Source organism: Alcanivorax sp. HI0083, assembly GCF_001635175.1.
In genome coordinates this window covers 1-1098 of the sequence record NZ_LWFX01001724.1, presented here as the reverse complement: position 1 = coordinate 1098, position 1098 = coordinate 1, and the positions used below count along the sequence as shown (strand labels likewise).

General features: G+C 56.3%; 1 protein-coding gene and 1 pseudogene. One reads left to right on the top strand and one right to left on the bottom strand.

Features of this window, described 5'->3' with window-relative positions:
* Window positions 1-385: pseudogene (locus tag A3754_RS28310) on the top strand (ATP-dependent DNA helicase RecG); the annotation flags it as partial.
* A 54-nt stretch (window positions 386-439) separates the two neighbouring features.
* Here the strand turns inward: A3754_RS28310 and A3754_RS25095 are convergent.
* Window positions 440-1098: ABC transporter substrate-binding protein (locus A3754_RS25095; protein WP_063521651.1), on the bottom strand; the 659-nt coding region annotated here is incomplete at its 5' end.

Sequence of the window (1098 nt, the reverse complement as noted above, 5' to 3'; positions counted from 1 at the left end):
GATGGAAAATGCCGAACGGCTGGGCCTGGCACAATTACATCAGCTACGCGGACGCGTAGGGCGGGGCGGCGAGCAAAGCTATTGTCTGCTGCTGTACAAGAACCCGCTATCACTCACCGGCAAACGGCGGCTGGCGGTCATGCGCGACACCACCGACGGTTTTGTTATTGCCGAAGAAGATCTGAAACTGCGCGGCCCCGGGGAATGGCTGGGCACTCGCCAGACCGGGGACCTGGCCTTTCGCATTGCCGACCTGGTTCGCGATGAAGCCCTGATGGAACCGGCCAAAGACGTGGCCACCAAACTGATGCACGACTGCCCGCAGTGGGTTGAACCGCTGTTACGCCGCTGGTTAAAGGGTGGGGAGAATTTCGCGGATATCTAAATAAAAAAGCTTGTCGGGTTACGTCGCTACGCGACTAACCCGACCTACAAAAAATCACTGCCCGGAAAGAATTTTCACCGGAATCCATTGGGTTTTTGCCTGCATCAGAAAACCGTTATTTACCCAACTCTTCAGCACCGTATCCACTTGCTGTTTCAGTTCGCTGTCTTGCTTGCGCATTACCCACGCCAGTTGTTCCTTGGTAAGCGGTTTGTACAGGCCCAGCAACTTCACCGGGTACTCATGCTTGTTAGCCAGGTTCCAGACCGTGGGCGCATCGTGAATGAACGCATCAATGTCACCGTTAACCAGGGCCTGGGTCGCTTCAGTATTGCTGTTGAACCCCCGGGTCTGCGCATCCATGGTCTCTTGCACGAACGCCTCCCCGGTAGTGCCGTTCTTGTAACCCACCCGGTAGCGCCCGGTAAACAAGGCGCCGGGCGTGGCCAGCCGGGCGGCATCGTCAAGACGAATCATGGCCATCTGGCCGATGGTGGTATAAGGCAGGCTGAATGCGAAGGCCTCCTGCCGAGCAGGCGTTATGGAAATACCGGACATGATGATATCGATTTCGTTATTCTTCAGCGCCGCAAACAGATCACTCAGTTGCGTGTATTCATGCAAAGACAGAGGGCGCTCAAGATCACTGGATAATTGCTCGGCAAAGTCCCGCTCCAGCCCCACAACCTTGGCGTCCTCGCGAAACACCAGCG